Raw genomic sequence first — 23,940 nt, 5'->3', positions numbered from 1 at the left:
ATCAGGCTGCCTTTCGCGCCGGTTTAGCGCGTTTTCGAGCGGTTGCGGTCTTGATTGCCGGCTTTTTCTTGGCTGGGGATTTGCGGGCTGTCTTTTTTGCTGCCGTGGAGCCGGTCTTGCTCCGCGCCGTTTTCGTTGCTCCGCCCCGCCCCAGGCTGCGTTGCAGCAGCTCAGTCAGGTCAATCACGTTATCTGCGTAAGCGGGGGCCTCTTCCTGCGGCTCGATGACGGTCTCGGTTTTGCCGGCCTTCACTTTTTTCTGCACCAGATGCATGATGGCCGACTTGAATTCATCCTGGTACTGCTCTGGATCCCAATCCTCGGACATCTCGTCAACCAGCATTTTCGCCATCTTCAGCTCCGACGCACTCGGCGACATGCTTTTGTCTCCGGATTTTGGCAGATCCAGGCCGTCCAGCGATTTCACTTCGTCGCCCCAACGCATGAGATTCAACACCAGCGCATCTCCGGATGGGATCAACGCTGCCAGATGCTGTTTCGTCTGGATCACTACCTTGGCAATCCCGATTTTTCCCGTTTTCACCAAGGTGTCGCGCAACAGCGCATACACCTTGTGCCCCTTGTTGATCGGCGCGATGTAATAAGGACGCTCCAGAAAGACGAATGACACCTCTTCGGCACGAACAAACTGTTGAATTTCTATGGTCTGCGTCGTGCGCGGGTAGGCATCGGCGATTTCGTCGGGCGAGACGATGACGTACTCGCCATCCTCGTACTCCACGCCTTTCACAATGTCTTTGGACTCGATTTCTTTTCCGGTGCGCTTGTTGATGCGCTTGTATCCCACCGGATCCATCGAGCGCCGATCCAGCCAGTCAAAGTCCACGCCCGATTCCGTGGTCGCCGTGTGCAAGCCGACCGGAATATGGACGAGACCGAACGTGATGGCACCTTTCCAGATGGTGCGCGTGGCCATAAGCGATCCTCCCTGGCAGTGAAAACAGTAAACTGTCGAGCCAATCTACCGAGCGCCCTCAGGGCTTGCAACAAGGCCAAGCAAGTATCATGCCTATCCCCGCCAGCCCCATGCATGGCCGCCTGAAGGCATGGGCCAAGCGTATCAAACGAGACGGATTGACGCTATGGTTTGCCGCCAAGCATCCGCGCACGCCTTGGTATGCCAAGGCCTTGGGAGTATTTGTCGTTGCCTACGCACTCAGCCCCATCGATTTGATACCCGATTTCATCCCCATACTCGGGTATCTCGACGATGTGATCTTATTACCGGGTCTGATCTGGTTGGCGATCAAGATGCTGCCGAGCGATGTGTTGCAAGAATGCCGGGCTCAGGCGGAAGCCCGATTGAATGCCAACGAGCCCAAACCTCGCAACTGGGCCGCAGCGGTGGTCATCGTGGCAATATGGATCGCCCTGTTGATTGCAGCGTGGCGTTGGTGGACGGCTTGAGCCCAGCAGCATAGAGCGCCTCTGCGCCCTGTATATACGTCTCCAGGCCCATCAACGCGGCAAGTTGAAAAACATCCAGGATCTCTTGCCGTGTTGCCCCATACTCCAGCGCGCAACGGATGTGCATCGCCAGACCCGACTCGAACATATGGGTCACCACGCAATCGATGGCGATCGCGATGAGTTCGCGTTCCTTTCGGGTCAGAGAGCCCTTCGTCCACGAGGCTGTCGAGAGCTTCGAAAGCGCGGCGAAATACTCGGGCATCAATCGGAATATGGCCTCGCGCTGTTCCAGCCAGACTCCGCGCGAGCGGATAAAGTCATCCTTGATCTGCTGCGCTTGCGCTGTAGGCGGCGGATATTCGGCGTCCATGCCGGCTGCCTTCAGTTCCCTCATCAAGACCGGCACCGCAAAATAGAGTGCGTGATTGGCAGTCGGCGCGATCGTCACGAGCACGTCCAATACGTCGGCCGGCTCGGCCCCCGCCTCCAAGGCACGGCGAACATGCCGTTGTGTACCTTCCGCATTCAACGAGGTCACGGTGCTGTGCAGCGCCACGAGTACCAGCTCTCTCATCCGTGGTGAAAGCGCAGCCTGGCTCATTGCCGATTGCCAGAACGCGGATGCGGCCTCGTGTAGAGGCGGAGCAGCCTGGGCAAGCGCCTCAGCAACCGCCGCACTGCGAAAAACCGTGTCGAAATCACCGGCAGCGTGGTTGTCATGGTTCATCCGTTGCTCCGAGAAACGTCGGCATTCATGCCGGAGGAAAGGGGCGCAGCACAGTCGATAGGCAGTCGATAGAACGTCTTTGCTGAGCGCCAGAGTACGTTGGCCTTGTCCGCGGGCGTCGATGTGCCGAGCACGCGCTTGAGCGCGTTCAATCCGACGCCATAGCTGTGGTTGCCTTTGTCCACTGGAAAATTGCTGCCAAACATGCACCGATGGGCCCCAAAGGCAGTCAAACACGTCTCCAACCACGGACGCCATGCCTGAGCCAACGCCATGGAGCTCGGCGCCCTATCCTGCCCCTCGAATGTCAGGCCGCTCAGCCGCATACCCAAGCCACTCAGCTTGATCATGACGTTCGGGCACGCAGCCAATTCCAGAATTCCCTGACGCCACTCCTGGAAAACGGTATCGCCGCGGCCCTGGTACCCTTTGATACCCACAAAGCCGCCGCAATGATTCACGACGATGGACGTCTCGGGAAAAGCGCGCGCCAGCACCGCCAGCCTGCGCAATTGATGAAAAAAGACCCAGGCGTCAAAGCTCAAGCCCAATGGCGCCAGATGGGCAAAACCGGCGCGAAAGGCGGTGGTGTCCATCTGGCATTCGGATGTCGGATACAGCGGATTGGTCAGGGTGGCGTCCGGATCCCACGTCAACGATTGCCTGATTCCACAAAATCGCCCGCCGGACACCGTGGTGCCGCCGGCCAAGGAAATGTGGCGCTCCAGTACCGGGCGGATGCCGTCGCCCAGTGTGAGATCTGCGAAACCGACGATTCCGGCACAGACCTGCGTCGCTCCATAGATGCCGCTGGCGCTCATGGCCGCGACCCCATTGGCAAACTCGGTCTCGCCCAGCGGCTTGAGGTGCTCAGGGCCATGGGCTCTGAGCATGGCCCTGGCCTGCAGGAAAACCGTCGCCCGGACATTATGCCCAGTACCCAGATCAGCCAAATAGTCATCAAACAGATACTGTGAACCCGGCCGGTCATAGAGATGATGATGCGCATCGATGACAGGATGTTCAGGCTCCAATGGCGCTTCGCGTTGCAGGTTCAGCCAGTCATTTCTGACGGGCAGATGCGTAGGCGACTGATTTGCCTGCGAGGACGAGCCGTGCGGGGATCGCGGCCCGCTCATTGCGGGCCCGACCGTGACGCCGTGACACCGCGATCAGTTTGGTCGCTGTGATGTAACCCGCCTCGTCGCTGGCCAGAAACACGACGGCAATGGCGAGCGCGCAGCACCGCCATCTCCCGCCCATTGCTCCAGCCGTCCTCCACCGACCCTGCGCCCGCTACCTTACCGCTCAGATCCAACATGTGCACCCCTTTCAATTGAAATCACTAGTCCATGAAAGGTAATGAATTGATGCCGCCACAACAATGCAAGCGAGGGCAAAGCACTTTAGCGAACAACGCAAAGGACTCTGTTGCGTGAATCTGGCCCTTAATTCACCGGCGCTTTTTCCCATGTCCCAGGTTTTGGCACAGTGCACGGCCCTTCGAGTCTTATATAAGACTTTCGTTTAAAAATATGTGAGTCTTCTATAAGACTTTCACCACATTTGCCTTTGTCGGGATTACAATAGGGTCTTCATGACGGCAATACCCGCCCAAAGCAGTCCATAACGGGGGGATTACCGGCATGACGGGTAGACGCCTCGTGCGCCCTCCCGTTTCACCCACCCTACGATGACACCGGCAACGGTGTCCGGCAACGCATGTCCGGATTGCGCCTGGCGCCCGGGCAAAAACGAAGACTATGGCTCTAACTCCGAAGATTATCTATACCCTCACTGACGAAGCCCCGGCGCTCGCTACCCGTTCGTTGCTGCCGATCGTTCAGTCTTTCGCTAAATCCGCAGGCATTACGGTCGAAACCCGCGATATTTCGCTGGCTGGCCGCATTATTGCCGTGTTCCCCGACTATCTGGACGATAGCCAGAAAATCGGTGACGCATTGGCCGAGTTGGGTGCCCTGGCCGTTACCCCCGACGCCAACATCATCAAATTGCCCAATATCAGCGCCTCGATGCCCCAGCTGAAAGCTGCCATCAAGGAACTGCAAGCCCAGGGCTACAAGCTGCCGGAATACCCCGACGAGCCCGCCAACGACACCGAGCGTGACGTAAAAGCGCGCTACGACAAAGTCAAGGGCAGCGCCGTGAACCCCGTGTTGCGCGAGGGCAACTCCGACCGCCGCGCACCCCTGTCGGTCAAAAACTACGCACGCAAGCACCCCCACAAGATGGGCGCCTGGGCCGCTGATTCCACATCGCACGTCAGCCACATGGACGACGGCGATTTCTACGGCAGCGAAAAGTCGGTCACCTTGGCAGCCGCCGGTGACGTCAAGATCGAGCTGACCGCCGCTGACGGCACCAAAACGGTGCTCAAGGACAAGACCCCCGTCAAGGTCGGTGAAATCATCGACGCATCGGTGCTGTCCACAGCCAAGCTGCGCAGTTTCCTGCAAGCCCAGATCGCCGACGCCAAGGCCAAGGGCGTGCTGTTCTCGGTCCACCTGAAAGCCACCATGATGAAGGTCTCCGACCCCGTCATCTTTGGCCACGTGGTGTCCGTGTTCTACCAAGACGTATTGGCTCGCCATGCTGACGCGCTGAAACAAGTCGGTTTCGACCCCAACAACGGGATCGGCGACCTGTACGCGAAGATCACCGCCCTGCCCGAGGCTCAACAAGCCGCGATCAAGGCTGACATCGACGCCGCCTACAAGGACCTGCCCGCGCTGGCGATGGTGAACTCCGATCGTGGCATCACCAACCTGCACGTGCCCAGCGACGTGATCGTCGACGCATCGATGCCGGCCATGATTCGCGATTCCGGCAAAATGTGGAACGCCGCCGGCGAACTGCAAGACACCAAAGCCGTGATTCCGGACCGTTGCTACGCCGGTGTCTACCAAGCAGTCATCGAGGACTGCAAGGCGCGCGGCGCTTTTGATCCCGTCACCATGGGCAGCGTGCCCAACGTCGGCCTGATGGCTCAGGCTGCCGAGGAATACGGTTCGCACAACAAGACGTTCGTGATTCCCGCCGACGGCACCGTGCGCGTGACTGACGCGGCCGGCACCGTTTTGCTGGAACATGCGGTTCAGGCCGGCGACCTCTGGCGCATGTGCCAGACCAAGGACGCCGCGGTACAAGACTGGGTCAAGCTGGCCGTCACCCGCGCCCGCCTGACCAAGACGCCCGCCGTCTTCTGGTTGGACGAAAAGCGCGGCCACGACGCCCAATTGATCGTCAAGGTAAAAAAATACCTGGCCGACCACGACACCAATGGCCTGGAACTGCATATTTTCGATCCCGTCCAGGCGACCCGTTTCTCGCTGGAACGCATCCGCGCAGGCAAGGACACCATCTCGGTGACCGGCAACGTGCTGCGTGACTACCTGACCGATCTGTTCCCGATCATGGAGCTGGGTACCAGCGCCAAGATGCTGTCCATCGTACCGTTGATGGCCGGTGGCCAACTGTTCGAGACCGGTGCAGGCGGTTCCGCGCCCAAGCACGTGCAGCAGTTCGTCGAAGAAGGCTTCCTGCGTTGGGATTCGCTGGGCGAGTTCATGGCGTTGGCCGAATCGCTGGATCATCTGGGCCGTGCCTACAACAACCCGCGCGCCAGCGTGTTGGCTCGTACCCTGGATCAGGCCACGTCGAAATTCCTCGACAACAACAAGTCGCCGGCACGCAAGGTCGGTGGACTGGACAACCGCGGCAGCCACTTCTATCTGGCGATGTACTGGGCCGAAGCCCTGTCCTCGCAGACCGACGATGCCGAGTTGGCCCAGCAGTTCAAGGCCCCGGCCACCGCATTCGGCGAGTTCGAAACCAAGATCCTGGACGAACTGAAAGCCGCTCAAGGCAAGCCCGTGGACATCGGCGGCTATTACCAGCCCAACGAAGCCAAGGCCAGCGCCGCTATGCGCCCCAGCGCCACGCTGAACCAGGTCCTGTCCTCGATCGGCTGATCGCGCCAGGCCTGATGTGGCGGGCTCGCCCGCCACAATCGGCATAAAAGCCGGTGACTCTTTGCGAATCACCGGCTTTTTTCATGCCTGTCGAATAACGGGACTCACACCCAAGGCTGTGCCAAACCCTCGGTTTTCAGGACACGTTGAATGGCCGGACGAGCCAATACGCGTTGCAGGTACGGTCCCAGCACAGGCAGATCGCGCGCAGGTCTGGCATGACCTCGCGTCCACCGGCCCAGCATCATGATGTACGGGTCTAGCACCGTGTATTGATCGCCCAGAAACCATGGGCCACCGTTTGTCTTCAGATGCTCTTCCAATTGATCCAACAGGCCCGCCACCTTTGCCTCGGCATGGGCCTTTACCTGCGCGGCTCCGGCCACATTGCCCGCGTCTACCCATCGTTCCGGATAGAAATAGGCGATCAGCGTGCTCTGCAGAGTATTGGTCAGCCACATCAGCCATTTATAGAACTGTGCGCGCTCTGGCGTACCCAACTCAGGCGCCAGTTTCTTGTCCGGGTGCGTGTCGGCCAGATGCAGACAGATCGCGGCCGTTTCGTATAGCACCAGATCGCCATCGACCAACACGGGAATGAGACCGTTCGGATTGAGTTGGAGATAATCCGCAGATTTATGTGCATTGTGCGCGCGATCGACAAAGGCGAGCTCAAAGGGTTTTCCGATTTCTTCGAGCACGCAATGCGGCGCCATGCTGGCATTGCCGGGATGATAAAAAAGTTTCGTCACGATTCTGTCGTTCATTGTCAGATTGGGCTCAGCAGTCGTGGAGCGTATGGGAAATGCGGTATCCGAGCATATGGCAAGCTCATTACAGGGTCAATCACCGACACATCGCCGCGTTGCCGAAGGAATAAACAGGCTCGGTAAAAAGGAAACGTCATCAAGGCTACACAATTGGTTCTTAGGATGGCGGGCTTTTCAACCGTTGATAAGCGCCATGCACGCCAAACTTCCTTTTACCCGTCCGTTTCCTGTCTACGCACTGCGCCTGACCACCCTTGCCGTCATGATGGCGTTGTCTGCATGCGGCAGCGGCAGCGATGATGACGACGACGATGTCTCTTCCGGCGGCGACTATGTCGTTCCTGCTGCACCGGCGGGCCTCGGATACGAAGACAGCGCGCCACTGCCATCCGGCATTCAGTATTTTGTCGATACGGCAGCGACCAATGTGCGTGGTGATGCTTGCCATGCCACGATTGAAACCAACGCGGGCGTGCGTGTACTGCAAGGTTTTCTGAAAGTCTGGGAGCCCAGCACCCGTCTCGTCGACGCGGGCGTGTCGGCTGAAGCCAGCAACGGATGCACAGGTTTCGATGCGTCGGACTGGAGCGGCATTCCCGGCGACGCGACCGATGGCAAAATCCTCAATGCCGACGTTCATGCCGAAAACATTGGGTTCTCTGCACGCACTACCCAGAACCGTACGGCCGCGCAGGAACTCGCCGCCTATCTCGATGACCGCCGCGGCAAAAACTACAGCGTGACCGACGGTATGGGTCCCTTGACCGATTACTGGCGCACGGCAGCGCAGCAAACCTCGACGTTTGCCGGCGCCACCGCGATCCCCGCCGAAGCCTACACCACCAACCTGAACGACTCAGGCAACAACACCGGTGTGGCAGGTGATGCCAACCCATCGTTCGGCACGGTCATCACCTTTGTGCAGAGCATGGGCGCCGACGCCTCGACCGAACCTGGCAAGCGCTTTTATAAATACGGACGTCCGTGGCGCTGGAGCAGCGATGTCATCATCGCGCCCTCGCTGGAGGCCGCCAAGAGCAGCACACCCGAAACCGACGGCGGCTATCCGAGCGGCCACACCGCCGAAGCCGTGCGCAACGCCATCGCCATGGCCTATGTCGTACCCGAACGTTTCCAGGAGATGATCGCGCGCAGCATGGAGCTGGGCTACAACCGCGTCATGGCCGGCATGCACTCGCCGCTGGATGTGACGGGTGGCCGCATCTTGGGCACCGCATCGGCAGTGGCCAATATCTACAACAGCGACTCGGGAGTCCGCTTGGCTGCTTTTACGCAGGCGCATGACACGCTGCAGGCTGCCGTCGGCGCAGCGACCGAAGAAGATTTCTACCATTTTGCCCATTCGCAAGACCTGTCGGCAGACCGCTTTGCCGATCATGCAGTGAATTCGGAAACCTATCGCTATCGTCTGACGTGGGATTTCGAGCGCACCAGCGATGCAGACAGCGACGCCGTCGTACCCAAGGGCGCCGAAGTGGTGCTGGAAACCCGCCTGCCCTATCTGAGCGCCGATCAACGCCGCGTCGTACTCAAGACCACGGCCGTGCCCGCAGGCTACCCCGTGCTGGATGATGAAGAAGGCTATGGCCGTCTGAACCTATTCGCAGCCGCCGACGGCTATGCCGCATTCAACGGCGACGTCACCGTGACCATGGATGCCAGCCAAGGCGGCTTCAACGCCATGGACAGCTGGCATAACGACATCACCGGCGAAGGCAAGCTGACCAAGGCAGGCACCGGCACGCTGGCATTGACGGGGGCAAACGAATACAGCGGTGGCACTGAGGTCTCGGAGGGCACGCTACGCGCCGACTCCGAATCAGCGTTGGGCACGGGCGCCGTCTATATCGATGGCGGTACGCTGGAGGTCAACGCCCACGATGCCGTGCAAGTGAAAGCCACCTACACCCAACTGAGCACCGGTACGCTGTCGGTCAATCTGGGCAGCGGAAACGCAGGCCAACTCACGGTGACAGGCGTTGCCGCATTGGGCGGTACGCTGCAGGTCCAGTTCGCCGAGGGTTACACCCCTGCCGTAGGCCAGACCTTGACCGTGCTCAATGCCAAAGGCCTGCATGGCCAATTCGATAGCGTGACCGTCGACGGCTTCAATGCCACGGTGACGTATGGCACCGGTACGGTTCAAGTGCACCTGGATTCGGAGGCCTGATAGGCCATGACAGCGACGCCGTGCGCAACACTCGCACCGCGTCGCTGATCATTCCAAACGCGTCATTCGCATTCCGGAACCATAAAAACCGGCAGGGTCTGCCAAACGACAGCCAGCGCGGACAACAGGCACAACGCAGCGGTCAGTTTGGCGTGAAATCTCGGCAGCCCATAGGCTGCGACACGTCGACGCTGGCGTATGGCAGTCCATACCATGAAGGTCAATGCCAGCGCACTGGCGCCCAGAATGATCCACGACGAGATCGGCAGGGCCAGCCAAACCGTGCTCAGCCAGGACTGAGGACGGGCGCAGTGCAACGCATTGACGATATAAATAAACAGGTAATGCGCCAGCCAGATCACCGGACCAGCGATCAAGAATAACAGTTCGACCCAGAATCTCGTTCGCATCGCCTGCTACCCCGCCGCCAGCCGTGGAAACCCATGAACGATCCCCAGGCTGATCAAACCCTGCGCCACGGTGTAGTGCCAGATAATCAAAGTCGAATCGACACACGCTCGCCGCACCGCGCTCAACCTGCCTGCCAATAGCCGCGCGACCGTAAATATCCCCATCAAACCGGTCAACAGGGTGAATGTGGCTTGCAAGCCGATCAGGGCAAACACCACAGCCGCATACGCCGATGCCTGAGGCCGCAGGCCATGTTGCCAATAGGTGTACAGATCCAAGGCGCTTGCCGCTATCAACAGTGCAATACCCAGGGGCAGATAACCCTTTAAGGCCCCTACTCCGCCCCGACGCAGCTTTCGCGCGGCATGTATCGCTACGACACACGCCCCCACTAGCAGCGCGGCAGACAGTCCTGGCCAAGCCGGGGACACAAGCGATGCCGCAGACGGCCAGACCTCTGGGGACGTGACCCATAGAAACAGATAAGCAAAAATCAACGCGCCAAAGATGCTGAGGCAGACAATGATCAGCAGCATCATGGCCCACCAGGCATGAGACGCTGGTCCTGAACAACCCATTGACAACCGAATGCCTGCCCCAATACTGACCGGCGGAATGTCAGGCGCCCTGTCCGAGTCCCATAGCCAACGCCATATTGCCGCAATCGCCAGCACACCACAGACCCCGGCGGGCAAAGTCAGTTTGAAAGTCAGCAACAAAAAAAAGCCCGCCGTCCCTAACGCCGCCACGAACGGCGACCATCCTGGCCCCGGCAATGGCAACACATATTCGGGCCTTGCATCCAGTGCATTTGTCACCAACGTCGAACGCAGTCCTGCCGGCGCGTCAGGCAGAAAGTAGCGCCCGGCCGACACATCGTCATCGATACCAGCCTGATCCCATAGCGGTTCACGCGTGGTGACGACAGGAATGCTGCGCAGCCCGTAACTCGCCGCCGGCAGCCATTCGAGCGTGCCTGCGTTCCACACGTTGCCGGCATTGTGCTCGCTGCTGGGTCGAAAGTTGCGCACCAGATCCCATAGGAACACCAGCACCCCGGCACCGATCAGGTATGCGCCAATGGTCGATACCATATTGAGTGTTCCCCAGCCCTGACTCTCTGCATAGGTGTAAACGCGGCGCGGCATACCTGCCAACCCCGTCAGATGCATAGGGAAAAACGCCACATTGAATCCGACGAACATCAACCAGAATGCCCAGCGGCCGAGACGTTCAGACAGTGCACGCGTACTGACGAACGGCATCCAATAATAAAAGGCCGCAAACAAGGGGAACACCATGCCGCCAAACAAGACGTAATGCAGATGCGCGACGATGAAGTACGTGTCATGCACCTGCATATCAAAGGGAATGACGGCCACCATGACACCGGTCAGTCCGCCCAATATGAAAATGAAAAAGAATCCCAGGATGAACAGCATGGGCGTCTTGATCGGCCGCAGGCGTACCGCGGCAGCGATCGTAGCGACCCAGGCAAACACCTGGATCGCGGTGGGTACGGACACTGCCATGCTCGCCGCTGACGCAAAGCTCAAGGACAACGGGGGAATCCCGGTGGCATACATGTGATGCACCCACAGCCCAAAACTGAGGAATGCGGTGCCTATGATCGCCAGCACAACCAGGCGGTAGCCCACCAACGGTGTACCCGTCATAGCAGGGACGATCATCGACACCATGCCAGCCGCCGGCAGAAAAATAATGTAGACCTCAGGGTGACCAAAGAACCAGAACAAATGCTGCCACAGCAGCGGGTCGCCACCACGCTCGGCAATAAAGAACGGCATATCAAATGCACGCTCCAATTCCAGTAATGCCGTAGCCACGATCACCGCCGGAAACGCGATGATGACCATCCCGCTGAACACCAGCATTACCCAAGCGAAAACAGGCATTTTTTCCAATGACATCCCTGGCGCGCGCGTGCGGAGAATACCTACCGCCAGCTCCACGGCACCGGCAATAGCCGAAATCTCAATAAAGCCGATTCCCAGCAACCACAAATCTGCATTGACCTCGGGGGAATACTGCGTACTGGTGAGCGGCGGATACATGAACCACCCGCCATCCGGCGCGAGGCCTGCAAATAGGCTGCAAAAAAACACCACCCCGCCTACGGCGTAGGCCCAATACGCATAGGCCGATAATCGCGGAAATGGCAGATCGCGTGCCCCAAGCATATTGGGCAAGAGCAGCACAGCCACCGCCTCGACTGCCGGCACGGCGAACAGAAACATCATCACCGTGCCATGCATCGTGAACAACTGGTTGTACAGTTCATGACCGATCAGGCCGCTTTCCGGCACGGCCAGCTGTGTGCGCATGAGCAACGCCAGCACCCCGGCCAGCACAAAAAACAGCAGTGCAGTGCCGATGTAGAGCAAGCCTATGTGCGTATTGTTGACGACCGTCAGCGATCTGATTCCGCTCGGACGCCGCCAGACCTGCTTCAATAGCTCGAGTTCTCCCGGAGGTCGCGGAACCGGATTTGGCAGTGGCTGCGACGGCGCGGATACGGGAACAGGTGTCGTCATTTCAGGCTTTCCAAGTAGGTGGCCACGGCGCGTAAATCCTCTCCCGACCAGTGATCGAACGACGGCATGGGATTGCCTGGCTTGATGCGCTGACTCGCGGCGATCCACCCTGCCAACGCCCCCACGTTATTAGGCAAGGTTCCCGCTGCGAGCGACGGTCGGCTGCCCACGTGCGTCAAGTCCGGGCCAGACGTCCCCGCAGCCGGCGTGCCTCGCACGGTATGACACATTGCACAGGCTTGGAGAAACCGCTGGGCCCCGGGTTGCAACGCCGGCCCGGCCTCTCTGGCGGGACGGCGTTGCGCGGACATCCATGCATCGAACACCTCTGGCGCCAATGCATGCACCGTGAATCGCATCTTCGCGTGCTGTGCCCCGCAATATTCAGCGCATACCCCCTGGAATACGCCCGGTTCCTCAGCCTGCATCGTCATGCGGTTAACGTGGCCCGGAATCATGTCCAGCTTGCCACCCAGCTCCGGCGCCCAGAAGCTGTGAATGACGTTGTCCGACTTCAGCACCAGGTCCACTGGTACGCCGGCGGGAATACGGATGTCATTGGCTGTCTCGAACCATAGCGAGCCCGACTCATCGAGATAACGTACCCGCCACCACCAGATTTCCCCGACGACTTCGATTCGCAGCTTTGGGGCTGCCCCTTGTTTCGACGAGGCCGGCGCGCCCAGGGTATAGGACAGCAATAGCGTCAACACGATCACTGGAAAGGCAATGCCGGCAACGTGGATGAGTGCGGGCCGCGCCAGCCGATGACGAATGCGTACCGGGCCAAAGGCAGCAATCACCACCAGCACCACCATGACCACAAAAATGACTGCGGCGCCCACGAACAGCACATCACTGATTTCGGCGGTCCGCATCGCGGTTTCACTGTGCGGCAGTCCGTCGCGTGTCGGCCTCGCTCGCGCCAGCGACGGCCACATCAAAGCGGCCCAAACGATAAACACCAGAAAATGAGCGGCACCAGACATGTGGGAAGCAGGATCGGCGCGTAATAGCAGGGACCGATCGAGGAGCATGCGCCGTACCCACCCCAGGTACGAAACTTGCGCCTAGGTACCTCCATCAGGATCAGGAGCAGAAGACCTTGCGCGAGCCCGTCCGCACCACCCTCTTTTTGCTGGCGATCCTCGGATTGAGTGGCGTGGCGGCTTGCGGCGACGCGAAGCCGCCGCTGGCTCAAGACGCCTCTACTGCACGCCTATTGAATCAGGCCGATCCAGCCCGAGGCCGCCGGTTGATCGCCGAGAAAGGCTGCATCGCCTGTCACGTCGTACCGCAGATCCGCGCCCCCGTGTCGACCGTCGGCCCGCCATTGACTGACGTACGAAGCCAAGTCTATTTGAGCGGCTTGCTGCCCAACACCCCGGCAAACCTGGTGCAGTGGTTGCTGGACCCGCCCGCCGTCAATCCTCGAACCGCCATGCCAAATATGGGATTGAGCGTGGCGCAAGCCGAGGACATTGCCGCCTTCTTAATCTCGTTACCCTGAGCAATGGCAACATGAAAAGCTGCAAACGCGTTGTGGTCCTCACCCTTGCCGGATTGGCGGTATGCGCCTTGTTGGCCGCGGGCCTGCTGGTCTATATCGGCTGGTACGACGTCAGCGCCACCCGGCCGCATACGAAGTTGGTTCATCGATTGCTGGATATAGGATTGGCACGCTCGGTCGCCGTGCGCGCCGAACAGATCCGAGAACCGGACCTGAATGGTGAGGCACGTATTCAAAATGGGTTTGAATTGTTTCGCACGCACTGTGTTCAATGTCACGGTGCCCCCGGTGTGGCTCCCGCACCCTACGCGTTGGGCTTGAATCCCGTTCCGGCATCCTTGGTCGCCAGCGCCCGGGAACGTCCGGCGACGGAGATCTTCTGGATTATCCGAGAGGGAATCAAAATGACCGGCATGCCAGCCTGGAAATACCGGTTGACGGACACCCAGATGTGGGACGTGGTGGCCTTCATGCGGATATTGCCGGCCCTGTCACCCGTGGATTATCGGCAATGGGACGAAAAATCGACGAATGGGTTGCCCCGGTCCGCATCGTCTGCCTCCGCCCCAACCAGCACGTCACGGATCGGCGACGCGACCGCGGGGCGTCAAGCGGTGGAGCAATATCTATGCGCTACCTGTCATGTCATTCCCGATGTGGCCGGCGCGTCTCACCATGTAGGCCCGTCGTTGGCCGGTATTGCCACCCGGCCATTCATTGCTGGCGTGCTATCGAACAATCCCGACAACATGCGGCTATGGCTGATGGCGCCCACCACGATCAAGCCCGGCACGGCCATGCCGGATTTAAGCATCAGTGATCAGGACGCGCGCGACATCGCGGCGTTCCTGACCACCTTGTCCGAACCTCAATAGCTCTACGGCCTCGCCCAGGCGTGCCGTCATTAAGGCTTGCTTCGGGCGCCGGACCCACGGTTGCGCTGGCTCTGCTGATCCTGACCCGTACCGATCTGGGTGGCGTGACCTTCTTTTTTGCTGCGATTCTGTGTATCGCGATGGCTACTTTGCGCTTCGCGTGCCGTATCGTCCTCGGACGGGTTGGGCTTACTTTGTGGCTGCTTCATCGTCAGTGTCCTTATCGGGTTGAGACTTGGCGCGTCGCAAGTGCCATGCCAGATGCCTGTGTTGACCAATGCCGCAGCCAGCTAGTGCCATTTCTGTACTTTTTACCGAGGGGTATAGCAAAGGGCCGGGTACGCATAGCTACCCCGCAGCCGGCGTTATATCCTGCAGGTGTACGTCAGACGCGACGCTTGAACTAAGGGACCATTTCCTCATCGCGCCGTCCATGAACCACCGCTTTGAACAGCGCCGCCACCGCCGTGGCAAATGCCTCATCGAACCACGGGTTGGCGCCGCTCACCCCCACCACAATGCCGTCAAGGCAGACACTGCCCCACACGGTGCCGTCTTTCGCCTGCAACAAATGCGGCTTTAGCGCTACGACCTCGTGGCTGGGCAAGCCCGTGCGCCAGCTGAGCCTGGCCTTACCCCGCGCAAACGCGCCATAGTCCGCGTCCCATTCTTCCGGATTGCCTATGCTTTCCTCATACAGGATCGCGTCGGCAAAATCGCACCCGCCGGGCTTGGCCAAGGGGTTCATGACCACCACGTGTAAAAAACCGCTTTCTCCTACCCCTGTATCAGACAACGCGGCATCCAACATCGGCCGCGCCAGACGCACGGCTTGAACCGCGGCATCGCGATCCCAGTAGGCAGCGAGAGGGACAGACGGCATGACAGATTCCTTTGCTCGGGTTTGAGACCACACACCTGAGCAAGCACCGTTCCTGGCGCGTCTCCGATCAGTCATAGATATCGTTTTAACTGGAATAAACCGATATCTATGATTGGCGCGTCGATATCCTTGGAACCGCTCCCCCCACGTTCAAACCTCTGTGCTGGCGGTCTTGCGCGGACGCCGCGTGCGCGTCGTTGTGCTGCGAGAAGTTTTCCGCGCCGCTTTTTTGGGAGCCTCTGACACTGCCGAGGCCGATTCGACCTCTGGCGCAGATCCCGCTGCGGCGTCGAGAACAAGGGCCTCCTGAGGCGCGTTGCCTTGAGGCACAGCCTCCCCTGCATCGGCCGTTTTGCTGGCTCGACGAGTCCGTGAGCGACTGCGCTTGACCGCGGCGGATGCGGCCGTGCCACGATCATCCGGCTGTTCAACGGCGACCGCCGCAGCCTCACCGGCACTTGGTTTGGCTGCTGCTCGCGGCTCTAGGACATCGGGATATTTTGGCTGCTCGATCAGCGGCGCGCCGGGCTCAGTTGCCGTACGTTCCTGATGGCCGGCATCGGCATCATTGAACATACGACTCTGATCGGCGTGTTGAACAGGCTGCTGTCCCGTTTCCTTGCCGGCGCCTTCGGCTCTACGGCCGCCTCGAGTCCTGCGCGCTAGTTTGGCACGTGGCTCGTCCTGCACAGCGGTAGACGCCCCGCCGCCGCTGCGATACACATAAGCGCTGGAATTTTCCTCTCGGCCGACCTCCAGAAACCCACGCGATTGCGCCTCGTCCAGCAGGTTTCCAAAGGCGCGAAAGCCATAATACGATTCGTTGAAATCGGGCCGGCGGCGTTTGAGTGCGTCTTTGAGCACGGACGCCCAGATCTTGCCGCTATCCCCGCGCTCGGCCATCAGGGCCTCGAAGGTCTCGACGACCATTTCAACCGCTTGCGTTTTGCGCAGCTCCAGCTCTTCCTTCCGTTTGCGTTCTTCCTCTGGCGTACGGCGCTGACCCGCGGCGGGCGTCCCCCGATTGTCTCGACGGGATTCCGCCTTGCGCAGGCCTTCCCTGGCGAGATCGTCATAGAAAATAAACTCGTCGCAATTTGCGACCAGCAGGTCGGACGTGGACTGCTTGACGCCCACACCGATGACCTTCTTGTTGTTTTCCCTCAGCTTTGATACCAACGGCGAAAAATCGGAGTCGCCGCTGATGATCACAAAAGTATCGACGTGCGACTTCGTATAGCAAAAGTCCAGCGCGTCCACGACCAGGCGGATGTCGGCGGAATTTTTCCCCGACTGCCGCAGATGTGGAATCTCGATCAACTCGAAATTCGCCTCGTGCATAGGAGACTTGAACTCCTTGTAACGCTCCCAGTCGCAATAGGCTTTTTTAACGACAATGCTGCCTTTGAGCAGCAGCCGCTCCAGCACGGGGCGAATATCGAATTTCTGGTACTTCGTGTCACGCACGCCGAGCGCGACGTTCTCGAAGTCGCAGAAAAGCGCCATGCTGACGCTTTCGTTGGAATTGTTCACAAGCTCTCCTAATGCACCTCAGGACAATGGCGCAGAGGTAGCCGCTATTTTGACACGCCGGCGGCCTCGCCGACGCATCATGTCTGCTCATCCTGGCCGGCGATCCGGTCTGCCCGGACCTGGCTGATGCGCCAACCGTCACGCTGGGTGACCTCAAAGGCCCACTCTCCCCAGCGAATCGTCTCGCCCACCTCCGGCAACCGCTCGGCCACTCTCAACAGCGCCCCCGCCAGGGTAGCGTCGGGCAGCGGTTGATGCATTTCCGGGCTCGCCAGCAGCAACCGTACCTCCTCGATCGGCATGGCGGCGTCCAGCAGCCACACCTCATCGGCGAGTCGAGTCGCCTGCGGGGGCTCGTTCGCGTCTTCGGGCAGATCTCCTCCCACCGCCGCCAATACGTCCAGCGGCGTGACCAGGCCCACGCAGCCGCCAAGCTCGTCCACGACGATCAGCATGTGTTCGCGCGACTGGCGCAACACGTCGAGCACCTTGAGCACCGGCGTGCTTTCGAGGATGTAATAAGGCTTACGTGCCGACTCGACCAGATCGATAGCGCTGGGCAACTGCAGCTTATGCAGCAAATCCTTGAAGTGGACAACGCCAATCACATTGGCAGGATCGCCGTCGCAGAGAGGCATACGCGCATGGCCGGCCGAGAATTTCTTGACGATGGCATCCACGGGATCTTTGATGTCCAGCCAGATCATCTCGCCGCGCGGCACCATGATGGATCGCACGTTGCGCGTGCCTATACCCAACACACGTTCGACCAGTTGGCTTTCCTCCGGACCAAACCCGGGTTCGTCACCTGCGCCATCAACCAGGGCTGCGACGTCCTCCACGGCATTCTGATCTGCCGGGCTCTTGCCGCCGCGCAGCAAGCGCAACACTGCCCGAGCCGTGCGTTGACGCCCGGTCAGATTCTGCGTGCGCCGGCTGCGGTTACGTCGGGCCAGCTGATTGCAGGCCTCGACCACGACCGAAAAGCCAATGGCGGCATACAGATAGCCCTTGGGCACATGAAAACCCAGGCCTTCGGCCACTAGGCTGAAACCGATCATCAGCAGCAGGCCCAGACACAGGATCACTACCGTCGGGTGGCGATTGACGAACGCCATCAACGGACGGCTGGCCAGCATCATGACTGCCATGGCGATCACCACCGCAATCATCATGATGCTCAATTCCTGAACCATACCCACGGCGGTGATGACAGAGTCCAGCGAGAACACCGCGTCCAATACGACAATCTGCAGAATCACCTGCCAGAACACCGCGTGCTGCACCTTCTGGCTCCCGCCGTGCGCCCTGCCCTCGACCCGTTCATGCAGTTCCATCGTGCCCTTGAACAGCAAAAACAGGCCACCCAGGATCAGGATCAGATCCCGGCCGGAAATCTCGGCGCCGAATGCGGTAAACAGCGGTTCGGTCAGCGTGACCACCCAGGCGATGCTCGCCAGCAGGCCCAGACGCATCAGCATCGCCAGCGTCAGGCCGATCACACGGGCACGATTGCGCTGCTCAGGCGGCAATTTATCGGCCAGGATGGCGATAAAGACCAAGTTGTCGATACCCAGGACAACTTCCAGAATAATCAGTGTCGCCAGACCCAACCACGCAGTGGGGTCGGCCATCCAGTCAAAAAACATGCAGAGATCCTAGTAAAGGAAAAGGCAATAGCCGTCGTCACGACGCGATGCGGCCGTGATAGAGGACAAATTCGGGGTCAACATGCGCGAGCCCGGGCGGGCGCTGCAACGGCGCCGGGCGGAGCCAAGCCCCGGTCTCGATAGAGGAAGAGATGCACGAACGGCCGCCGTACTTGGCGCCATGGCCAAGCCTGTGCCTCGTGAGAGGAAAAAATCTGCGCGAGGGGCATTGCCCTCAGGGGGAAGCGCCGCGGCTGGATCGCTGACGGCGCGGTGGTACTAGGAGGCTCGTTGCTCATAAAAGAGGACGCACACGTCCCGGCTGATCACAGCCGGCCAGGCAGCGCCCTTAGCTGACATAAAGCTGAATAATAATGGAAATTCGGCAATTCTGCTAAACCGTCCCGGAGCTATCAGCCACACGGCGAGCATTGCGCCCGCCGTTGCCGGAACAAGGTATCAGTGATTACTGGCGCACAGAATCGAGCACTTCGCTGTTCTTCACCACGTCCTGCGCCTTGGTATAGCTCTCAATCAGCAACTGGTAGGCCGGGAAGATCTTGGTGTAGACCTCAGCCCATTGCTGGGCGTCCTCGCGGTTCCAGGTCTTTTGCAGTTCAGAGGCCACAGCTGCCGTATCCATGGGTACGACACCAGCCTGCACGACGCGGGCCAGCGTGATTTCCTGAGCCATCTTGCTGTAGGTGCCGGAGGCATCGACTACTGCAAACACCTTATAGCCCTCCGCAACTGCGCTGATGGCGGGGAAAGCCATGCAAACACTGGTGATGGTGCCGGCGATGATGAGCGTCTTGCGGCCGGTGGCCTTCACGGCTGCGACGAAATCCGGATTGTCCCAGGCATTGATTTCGCCCTTGCGCGCCACGTACTGAGCGTGCGGTGCATTCTCGTGAATCTCGGGAATCAAGGGGCCATTGGGGCCCTGCGGAACGGACGCCGTGGTAATGACCGGCAATTTGGATAGTGTGGCTATTTTGGCCAGCGCAGTGGCGCGGGCGCGCAGCTCTGTCATCGGCATGTCGCCTACGGTCTGGAACAGGCCGCTTTGATGGTCGATCAGCAACATGACAGCATCGCTCGCGTCGATGACGGGACGCTGGCCGTTGAAATTGGCGGGTGTGCTCATAGCTTTCTCCTTCAGGGTTCAATGGTGCATGGCACCGGAATGTCCGCCGACCCAGAGAGGTCAGCCCAGGCAAAATGTTGTTTGCACTGATGGGAGAAGCATAATTTCGAGACGATATTACGTGTAGTGGCCTAAATCGCGTCTCAGCGTCCTATTATCTGAACGATAGCGGCGGCATTCGAGGTAGTTCAGATGGGACGAGCCGAGACTGCAAACAGGCCAAGCGGCCATTGCGGCCGGCTTAGCGTGCTTTTTTCGAATCCGGAAGCGAGCCCTATTTCACCAGGGTCACGGGCACATCCGCGAGGTGAATGACTTTGTTGGCCACCGAACCCAGCAAGATGCCTGGCAAAGCGCTCAGGCCGCGCGTGCCCATCACGATATGCGCGCATTGGTGCGCATGCGCATAGTCGACGATAGTCTGCGCCGATTGACCCGCCTTGATGGCGGTGACAAAACGCACCCCGGCGTTTTCCGCGGCTTTGCGGGCGTCAGCCAGCGCCTTTTCGCCCTCTTCGTTGTAGTAATCCTGGACAACTTGCTTGTCCAGGAACATCTTGGCATGGCCAGACAGAATGGGCGGCGGCGCATTCAGCAAATGCAATTCCGCCTCGTCGTGCTGGCCCGCCATGGCAATGGCTGTCTTCAGTGCGCGCAGCGCGGATTCCGAGCCGTCTACGGGAACTAGTATCTTGAACATGAGCTGCTCCATAAAAAGAGGTGAATGGATGCCGCCATTTCAGGATAGCAGATCAGCTATACGCGGTATTGATCCAGATCAACTATCCCAGAGCCACGGAAAACGCAACGATGATGGGCCCCCACAAGGTAATCAAGACATTGCTGACCGCAAACGGCACCGTAAACCCTATGGCATAGACATCACTGTTTCCGCGCTCTTTCAACGCGTTGAGCGTGGCCACCGTAGTCTGAGCTCCCGCCAGGCCGGGCAACAACAGCAAAGGGGGAAGCCGCAGCACATAACGGCCGACGAGCAGCCCGACCACAGGCCCTGCCAACGTCACGATCACGCCGGCGCCGAGCAGCTTGGCAAATAGCGTCACACCCCCCTCGTGCACAGCCTGTATGGCGTGCGGACCGGCAGACAGGCCGATGGCGGCGATAAAGACGATGAGCCCCACATCCGACAGCAATCGTAATGCCGGCTCCGGTATATGGCCGACCAGGGGATAGCGGCTGTACAACCAACCCGCCAGCAGACCTGCCACCAACACACCGCCGCTCGTCCCCAACCCCAGCGGCACGCCGGTCAAATGCACTTGCAACAGACCGAACAGAATGCCGACCACCACGCCGCCCGCCAAATAGACGAGGTCGGTGTGTCCCGGGTCGTGCTCGATCGAGCCCAGATTCTTTGCTGCGATCGCGATAGCGGTGCGGCTGCCTTTCAAGCGAAAAACATCGCCACGTTGAACACGCGTGCCGAGCGCACGAGGCAACGTGCTGGGTCCCCGGCGTAGGGACTCCAGAAAGGCGCCTCGTGCGGCGCCACGCACCAGCTCTCCGAGCGTCTTGCCGGCGAGCTCGGAGCGCGTCAACACAATGGAAACCTCCACCATGGGTTCCTGGAACAATTCCTGATCGTCTACCTCGGTTCCGATCTGCCCCGCCGCACCGACGATGCCTGCGCGCCGCGAGGCGATCAGCACGACGTCGTCCAGTGCCAATGACGTGCCGGGCCGCACTTCACGATGGATTTCCCCACCGCGACGGATAGCCATGATGGTCAACCGCCCTGCGGCATAACGGCTTTCGAACTCACGGACCGTCGTGTTATTGAGCTCTGGATTTTCCAGCCGGTAGGTGCGCAACGATAAAGGCGCCCTATCCCATTCGCCGTCGTCCGCCGCGTCCGCCTGATCCCGCAGTTCCGCCTCGCCCTCCTTCGCAACCCGTTTCAGATCGATCTTCAGCAATCGCGGGGCCAGTACGGTCACGAACAGGATCAGCCCTATCTCGCCAAAGATATAGGTCGTGGCGTCAGCCAGCGGCGCATGCGCCATCAACACATTGCGCGTGGCCTCATCGAGGTCCATCGCCGAAATCGCGCTCAGCGCGCTGCCCAATGCCGCGGACTGCGTCATCGAGCCGGAAACCAGGCCGGCGGACAGGCCCGGGTCGAAATCCAACAGTGCCACCATCGCAATCGCCGCAGCCAAGCCGGTGCACGAGACCACCACAGCCAGCGCCATCTGCGGCAATGCCTCACGCTTCAGGCTGGCAAAAAACTGCGGGCCGGCGGAATAACCGACCGCAAACAAAAACAAGTCAAAAAAAGCCCATTTCAGCAAATCTGGGATCTCGGGCTTGAACAACAGACCGAGAATCATGCCGGCGATCAAGGTGCCCACCACCGTCCCGAGGCTGACCTTGCGTATTTCCACCCGGCCGATGAAATGGCCCGCGACGATCGTCGTGAACAAGGCCAACTCTGGATGCGCACGGACCACTTCAAACAGTTGCTCGAATTGCATGTAACCTCGCTTGCAACGACGACGCCGGGGTGAGCCGCATGAATCGGCTCACCCCGGCCAGGGCGCATTCAACCCGCCAGAATCATGGCGAAATAACCGAACACCGTCAGCAATACGCCCGACACCGCATATCCCACCGGAAAGCTCAGCCAGGGCACGCTGGACCCCACCTCCTTGGCCGCCTCTCGCGCCGGTCCCGAGTGGCTGCGCGCGCCAGCGGTAGCCCCCATCAGCAAGGCCGGATTGATCTTCATGATGTGGAACCCGATGGCCCACACAATAATGGGCGGAATCGTAGAAGCCAGAAAGCCCACAATAAAGATCTTCAGCGCGATCGCCCCCGTCAACTGACTCAGCAGATCAGCGCCGGCGTTAATGCCGACAATCGCCACAAAACCGATCAGGCCGAGATCCTCCAGGATGTTGCGCGCGGCATTCGGCGTATTGCCGAAAAAGCGCAGTCTCGACGAGATCGAGGACACGATAATGCCGGACAGCAGCAGCCCCCCGGCATTACCCAGGCCGACATTGGCGCCAAAAGCCGGTACCTCGATGAGGCCGATCAAGAATCCCAGAATCATGCCAAACGACAGCGTCAGCAGATCCGTCGCCGAACTGTGGCGCGCGATAGTACCGAAGATCTCTCCGGCCTTGCCTACCGCCGACTGCAGTCCCGTGACGAACAGCACATCACGCTTTTGCAGCGTCGTTTCCAAACCGATGGGCAATGGCACGCCGCTGCGTTCGATGCGCTGCAGCTGGATCTGACCTGCCAGCTCCGAGCCTCGGAACGTCTTCAACGGCCGTCCTGTGACCTCCTTGTTGGTCACCAGTATCTCTGCTTGATCCAGCGGAATGGTGAGGACCTTCGCATCAGGGACCTCGGGTCCGAGAACGCCCATATTGGCCGTCATTTCCTCCAGGCGGCCACCCAGCGCCACGATGTCACCATGCTGGAATTGCGTGTCGGTCCCGGGGCCCAGCATCTGGTCGCCGCGCTCGACATTGACGACCTGATACTGCGGAAAACGTTCGCGAAACTGCTGGACAGTCTTGCCGATGGATTCCGGATTCTCTACACGGTAGGCGCGCAGATCAAAAGGATGAAACGCCGTGAGGCCCGCATCATCCACATTCGGCACGCCGTGTTGTTTTTCAAATTCTTGTGCAGCAGCCTTGGCGTCGACCCCCCAAATCCTGGGCAAGTACTTGCACAGCAGAATGATGCCGACGGTGCCCCAAATGTACGTAATACCGTAGGACAAGGCGATCATGGCACTGACTTGCTCGGGCGTTTGGCCTGCCCCCATCGACATGACGCCGGAGCTGACCGCTTGCTCCGCCGAGCCGATCGCCGCGGACATGGTCTGCGATCCGGCCAACATACCGCCAGCCGCCCCTAACGGCAGCTCGAAAAAACGCGTGCCAAACACCACGATCCCCAACCCGAGGATGGGCGCAATCACGGCCAGAATGGCGTAATTGATGGACTCCTTGTTCAATGCATTCAGAAACGACGGCCCTACGCGCAGTCCCACCCCATACATGAACAAGTAATACAGCAGCGATTTGGCGAAGTCATCCAGATGGAATTTGACCCCATAAAGCGATCCCACCGTGGCCATCAGGCAACCGACAATAATGGCGGCCGCCACCGCGCCCAGGCCGTAGCCTTTCACCGAAAACTTGCCCACCCAAACAGACAAACCAATAGTCAGAAATAGCAAGATATAGGGATTGTCCCCGAGGAAATGCATGGAAGCTTGCATGA

General features: G+C 59.7%; 20 protein-coding genes. 5 read left to right on the top strand and 15 right to left on the bottom strand.

Annotated elements, in window-relative coordinates; all coding sequences use genetic code 11:
* Position 1: 1 nt before the first annotated feature.
* Positions 2–937: a non-homologous end joining protein Ku gene (gene ku, locus ACYVI2_RS23620; RefSeq protein ID WP_415816820.1), complete on the bottom strand. Its 936-nt coding sequence runs from the start codon at positions 935–937 to the stop codon at positions 2–4.
* Between the two features lie 89 nt (positions 938–1,026).
* Here ku and ACYVI2_RS23615 point away from each other — a divergent pair, with 89 nt between their 5' ends.
* Positions 1,027–1,428 (top strand): YkvA family protein, encoded by a 402-nt coding sequence (locus tag ACYVI2_RS23615; RefSeq protein WP_415816818.1) that lies wholly within the window; start codon positions 1,027–1,029, stop codon positions 1,426–1,428.
* Here ACYVI2_RS23615 and ACYVI2_RS23610 read toward each other — a convergent pair.
* Positions 1,370–2,158, bottom strand: a complete 789-nt coding sequence (locus tag ACYVI2_RS23610; RefSeq protein ID WP_415816816.1) for a carboxymuconolactone decarboxylase family protein — start codon at positions 2,156–2,158, stop codon at positions 1,370–1,372. The two genes, ACYVI2_RS23615 and ACYVI2_RS23610, sit on opposite strands and share 59 nt — an antisense overlap.
* Positions 2,155–3,297, bottom strand: a complete 1,143-nt coding sequence (locus ACYVI2_RS23605) for an amidohydrolase family protein (protein ID WP_460490361.1) — start codon at positions 3,295–3,297, stop codon at positions 2,155–2,157. Before ACYVI2_RS23605 ends, ACYVI2_RS23610 begins: the two co-directional genes overlap by 4 nt.
* 624 nt (positions 3,298–3,921) lie before the next feature.
* Here ACYVI2_RS23605 and ACYVI2_RS23600 point away from each other — a divergent pair.
* On the top strand, positions 3,922–6,150 hold the full coding sequence (locus ACYVI2_RS23600; protein ID WP_415816814.1) for an NADP-dependent isocitrate dehydrogenase: 2,229 nt from the start codon (positions 3,922–3,924) through the stop codon (positions 6,148–6,150).
* A gap of 104 nt (positions 6,151–6,254) precedes the next feature.
* Here the strand turns inward: ACYVI2_RS23600 and ACYVI2_RS23595 are convergent, their stop codons facing one another.
* A complete protein-coding gene (locus tag ACYVI2_RS23595) occupies positions 6,255–6,902 on the bottom strand; it encodes a glutathione S-transferase family protein (protein ID WP_415816812.1) in 648 nt (215 codons plus the stop codon).
* Positions 6,903–7,113: 211 nt separating this feature from the next.
* Between ACYVI2_RS23595 and ACYVI2_RS23590 the strand changes: the two genes are divergently transcribed.
* The gene (locus ACYVI2_RS23590) at positions 7,114–9,111 is read left to right on the top strand and encodes an acid phosphatase (protein ID WP_415816810.1); all 1,998 of its coding nucleotides are present in this window, start codon (positions 7,114–7,116) and stop codon (positions 9,109–9,111) included.
* A gap of 62 nt (positions 9,112–9,173) precedes the next feature.
* Here the strand turns inward: ACYVI2_RS23590 and ACYVI2_RS23585 are convergent, their stop codons facing one another.
* Genes ACYVI2_RS23585 through coxB form a run of 3 tightly spaced genes read right to left on the bottom strand, consistent with a single transcriptional unit; the run spans position 9,174 to position 13,114 of the window.
* Positions 9,174–9,521 (bottom strand): hypothetical protein, encoded by a 348-nt coding sequence (locus ACYVI2_RS23585; protein ID WP_415816808.1) that lies wholly within the window; start codon positions 9,519–9,521, stop codon positions 9,174–9,176.
* A gap of 6 nt (positions 9,522–9,527) precedes the next feature.
* Positions 9,528–12,077, bottom strand: coding sequence for a cbb3-type cytochrome c oxidase subunit I (locus tag ACYVI2_RS23580; protein WP_415816806.1), 2,550 nt, complete (start codon positions 12,075–12,077; stop codon positions 9,528–9,530).
* Positions 12,074–13,114, bottom strand: a complete 1,041-nt coding sequence (coxB, locus tag ACYVI2_RS23575) for a cytochrome c oxidase subunit II (protein WP_415816804.1) — start codon at positions 13,112–13,114, stop codon at positions 12,074–12,076. The genes ACYVI2_RS23580 and coxB overlap by 4 nt, the downstream gene beginning before the upstream one ends.
* Before the next feature lie 68 nt (positions 13,115–13,182).
* Between coxB and ACYVI2_RS23570 the strand changes: the two genes are divergently transcribed.
* Entirely contained in the window at positions 13,183–13,587 is a 405-nt protein-coding gene (locus tag ACYVI2_RS23570) for a c-type cytochrome (RefSeq protein WP_415816802.1), read from the top strand.
* 11 nt (positions 13,588–13,598) lie between these two features.
* Complete coding sequence (locus ACYVI2_RS23565; RefSeq protein ID WP_415816800.1) at positions 13,599–14,462, top strand: c-type cytochrome; 864 nt, start codon at positions 13,599–13,601, stop codon at positions 14,460–14,462.
* Between the two features lie 29 nt (positions 14,463–14,491).
* On the opposite strand, the gene ACYVI2_RS23560 is transcribed toward ACYVI2_RS23565, so the two are convergent.
* The 8 genes from ACYVI2_RS23560 to ACYVI2_RS23525 all read right to left on the bottom strand — a co-directional run bounded on the left by ACYVI2_RS23560 (position 14,492) and on the right by ACYVI2_RS23525 (position 23,938).
* Positions 14,492–14,671 carry a hypothetical protein gene (locus tag ACYVI2_RS23560; protein ID WP_094821088.1) on the bottom strand — a complete coding sequence of 60 codons (180 nt, stop codon included), beginning with the start codon at positions 14,669–14,671 and terminating at the stop codon, positions 14,492–14,494.
* Between the two features lie 194 nt (positions 14,672–14,865).
* On the bottom strand, positions 14,866–15,345 hold the full coding sequence (locus ACYVI2_RS23555) for a hypothetical protein (RefSeq protein ID WP_415816798.1): 480 nt from the start codon (positions 15,343–15,345) through the stop codon (positions 14,866–14,868).
* Positions 15,346–15,495: 150 nt separating this feature from the next.
* Entirely contained in the window at positions 15,496–16,878 is a 1,383-nt protein-coding gene (locus ACYVI2_RS23550; RefSeq protein ID WP_415816796.1) for an NYN domain-containing protein, read from the bottom strand.
* A gap of 77 nt (positions 16,879–16,955) precedes the next feature.
* Entirely contained in the window at positions 16,956–18,527 is a 1,572-nt protein-coding gene (locus ACYVI2_RS23545) for a TerC family protein (protein WP_415816794.1), read from the bottom strand.
* Between the two features lie 466 nt (positions 18,528–18,993).
* A complete protein-coding gene (locus ACYVI2_RS23540; RefSeq protein WP_415816792.1) occupies positions 18,994–19,674 on the bottom strand; it encodes a hydrolase in 681 nt (226 codons plus the stop codon).
* 274 nt (positions 19,675–19,948) lie between these two features.
* The gene (locus ACYVI2_RS23535) at positions 19,949–20,374 is read right to left on the bottom strand and encodes a universal stress protein (protein ID WP_415816790.1); all 426 of its coding nucleotides are present in this window, start codon (positions 20,372–20,374) and stop codon (positions 19,949–19,951) included.
* An 82-nt stretch (positions 20,375–20,456) separates the two neighbouring features.
* Entirely contained in the window at positions 20,457–22,169 is a 1,713-nt protein-coding gene (locus ACYVI2_RS23530; RefSeq protein WP_415817135.1) for an aspartate:alanine exchanger family transporter, read from the bottom strand.
* Positions 22,170–22,237: 68 nt separating this feature from the next.
* The gene (locus tag ACYVI2_RS23525) at positions 22,238–23,938 is read right to left on the bottom strand and encodes an aspartate:alanine exchanger family transporter (protein WP_415816788.1); all 1,701 of its coding nucleotides are present in this window, start codon (positions 23,936–23,938) and stop codon (positions 22,238–22,240) included.
* Positions 23,939–23,940: the final 2 nt, after the last annotated feature.

This window comes from Bordetella tumbae (assembly GCF_054780995.1).
Note: the sequence above shows the minus strand (reverse complement) of the source record. Positions and strands in the feature narration are given on the sequence as shown.

Coding starts and splice junctions, on each gene's coding strand:
- ACYVI2_RS23615 (WP_415816818.1), top strand. CDS start 1,027: ATGCCTATCCCCGCCAGCCCCATGCATGGCCGCCTGAAGGCATGGGCC.
- ACYVI2_RS23555 (WP_415816798.1), bottom strand. CDS start 15,345: ATGCCGTCTGTCCCTCTCGCTGCCTACTGGGATCGCGATGCCGCGGTT.
- coxB (WP_415816804.1), bottom strand. CDS start 13,114: ATGCTCCTCGATCGGTCCCTGCTATTACGCGCCGATCCTGCTTCCCAC.
- ACYVI2_RS23605 (WP_460490361.1), bottom strand. CDS start 3,297: ATGAGCGGGCCGCGATCCCCGCACGGCTCGTCCTCGCAGGCAAATCAG.
- ACYVI2_RS23540 (WP_415816792.1), bottom strand. CDS start 19,674: ATGAGCACACCCGCCAATTTCAACGGCCAGCGTCCCGTCATCGACGCG.
- ACYVI2_RS23610 (WP_415816816.1), bottom strand. CDS start 2,158: ATGAACCATGACAACCACGCTGCCGGTGATTTCGACACGGTTTTTCGC.
- ACYVI2_RS23580 (WP_415816806.1), bottom strand. CDS start 12,077: ATGACGACACCTGTTCCCGTATCCGCGCCGTCGCAGCCACTGCCAAAT.
- ACYVI2_RS23565 (WP_415816800.1), top strand. CDS start 13,599: ATGAAAAGCTGCAAACGCGTTGTGGTCCTCACCCTTGCCGGATTGGCG.
- ACYVI2_RS23585 (WP_415816808.1), bottom strand. CDS start 9,521: ATGCGAACGAGATTCTGGGTCGAACTGTTATTCTTGATCGCTGGTCCG.
- ACYVI2_RS23535 (WP_415816790.1), bottom strand. CDS start 20,374: ATGTTCAAGATACTAGTTCCCGTAGACGGCTCGGAATCCGCGCTGCGC.
- ACYVI2_RS23600 (WP_415816814.1), top strand. CDS start 3,922: ATGGCTCTAACTCCGAAGATTATCTATACCCTCACTGACGAAGCCCCG.
- ACYVI2_RS23525 (WP_415816788.1), bottom strand. CDS start 23,938: ATGCAAGCTTCCATGCATTTCCTCGGGGACAATCCCTATATCTTGCTA.
- ACYVI2_RS23590 (WP_415816810.1), top strand. CDS start 7,114: ATGCACGCCAAACTTCCTTTTACCCGTCCGTTTCCTGTCTACGCACTG.
- ACYVI2_RS23530 (WP_415817135.1), bottom strand. CDS start 22,169: ATGCAATTCGAGCAACTGTTTGAAGTGGTCCGTGCGCATCCAGAGTTG.
- ku (WP_415816820.1), bottom strand. CDS start 937: ATGGCCACGCGCACCATCTGGAAAGGTGCCATCACGTTCGGTCTCGTC.
- ACYVI2_RS23560 (WP_094821088.1), bottom strand. CDS start 14,671: ATGAAGCAGCCACAAAGTAAGCCCAACCCGTCCGAGGACGATACGGCA.
- ACYVI2_RS23545 (WP_415816794.1), bottom strand. CDS start 18,527: ATGTTTTTTGACTGGATGGCCGACCCCACTGCGTGGTTGGGTCTGGCG.